The following is a 1850-nucleotide window of genomic DNA, read 5'->3' on the forward strand; positions in this document are numbered from 1 at the left end:
CGCCCAGCGCGATCACCTGCGGATCGGCGCTGTACAGGCCGGCCACCGCGCCGTGCCCGAACAACAGCAGCAAGGCCGATGCAGTCTGGGTACACAACATCAGCGCGAAACCGGCAAGGGCCGCACGGCGCAGCCCGTCACGATCACCGCGGCCGAACGCATGGCCCACCCGAACCGTGGTCGCCTCGGCGATCCCGAACGGCAGCATGAAGCACATCGAGGCAACGTTCAGGGCCACCTGGTGCGCCGCCACCTGCACTTCGCCAAGACGGCCGATCAGCAGTGCGGTGACCGCGAACAGCCCGCCTTCCATGGTGATGGTGACGCCGATCGGCAAGCCGGTGCGCAGCAAGTCGCGCTGCACGTTCCAGTGCGGCCAATCCCACTGCGCGAACAGGCGCAGGTCGACGAACCTTCGACTGCGCGCCAGATACAGCGCGAAGCCCGAGGCCTGCAGCCAGAACATCAAGCTGGTGGCGATCCCGATCCCTTCCGCGCCCAGCTCGGGTAGCCCGAACAGGCCATTGGTCAACACATAGGCGACCGGTGCCAGCACGCACAGGCCACCGAAACCGAGCAGCATGGTCGGCAGCGACCAGTGCAGGCCATCGCTGAGGTAGCGCATGCACAGGTAGAGGGTGAACGCGGGGATGCCCCAGCGCACGGCGTTCAGGAAGACGGTGACCTCCGGCACGATTTCCGGCGTGATCCCCATCGGCCGTAACAGCAAGGGTGCCAGCGAGAGCAGTGCGAGCAGCAGCAACCCCAGCCCAGCGGCCAGCCACAGGGCTTGCCGGAACAACGGCCCGATCTCGCTACGGCGGCCCGCGCCATCCAGTTGCGACACCGCCGGCGGCAGCGCCATCAGCGTGCCCATCGGCGCCAGCATCGGCAGCCAGAACAGCGCAGTACCCACCGACACCGCCGCCAGCGTGGCGGTGCCATGGTGGCCGGCGATGAATGCATCGACAAAACTCACCAGGCCGGACGACAGATGTCCGGCCGCCAGCGGTCCGGCCAGGCGGGCGGTCTTGCCCACTTCGTTGCGGAAGCGGGGGCGGTCGGCGGAATTGGACATGGGGCAGGCAGGAAGGCGCGCTGGCGTGGCCGCGCGCGGCCTGTCATTTTATCCGCATGCAGAACGAAGCCGAACCGACACCTGTGCCCGCAGTGGAACCGCCACCGCGTTGCCGCAACTGCGACGCGATCCTGCAAGGCCCGCATTGCCATGCCTGCGGGCAGCCGGTGCAGGGCTTGATGCGGCCGATCGGCAGCGTGCTCGGCGACCTGCTGGACAGCGTGTTCGATTTCGATGCGCGCATCGTGCGCACGCTCAAGCCCTTGTACCTGCGGCCCGGCTTTCTCAGCCTGGAATACTTCGCCGGCCGCCAGGTCCGCTACGTCACCCCGTTCCGGCTGTTCTTCTTCCTCGCCGTGCTGGCCTTCTTCGTGGCGCGCCTGACCGTGCAGGTCGGCGGTGATGGCCGATCGGATGACGTGCAGAATGCGTTTGCGCGGGCCACCACGGCGGAGGCGGTGGTGAAGCTGCGTGACCAACAACTGGCGCAGTTGCAGCAGGCGCAGCGCGACATGACCGGCACCGCAGGTGCAGTAGGCGCAACCGGAATCCGCGTCGCCGAGCACCACATCCGCGATGCCGCCGATGCGCGGCTCCGCGCGCTACGCGAGGGTGCGTCCGCAACCCCGCTCGCCGAGGCGCCTTTGGAGACGCAGGATCCGGCCGTGGTGGTCGGCGGCAAGCCGTGGGACGCGAAAACGCAGCCGATCGCCATCGGCTGGCTACCCGACTTCGTCAATCACTGGCTCACCGCGCAAGCGCAGCGCGGCAG

General features: G+C 68.2%; 2 protein-coding genes. One reads left to right on the forward strand and one right to left on the reverse strand.

What is annotated here, in order from left to right; all coding sequences use genetic code 11:
- On the reverse strand, positions 1 to 1078 hold a 1078-nt coding region (locus ACE3OK_RS12490; protein WP_374249882.1), incomplete at its 3' end, for an MATE family efflux transporter.
- 56 nt (positions 1079 to 1134) lie between these two features.
- Between ACE3OK_RS12490 and ACE3OK_RS12495 the strand changes: the two genes are divergently transcribed.
- A partial coding sequence (locus ACE3OK_RS12495; protein WP_374249883.1) for a DUF3667 domain-containing protein occupies positions 1135 to 1850 on the forward strand: 716 nt, incomplete at its 3' end.

Source organism: Thermomonas sp. (assembly GCF_041905325.1).
Taxonomy (GTDB): domain Bacteria; phylum Pseudomonadota; class Gammaproteobacteria; order Xanthomonadales; family Xanthomonadaceae; genus Thermomonas.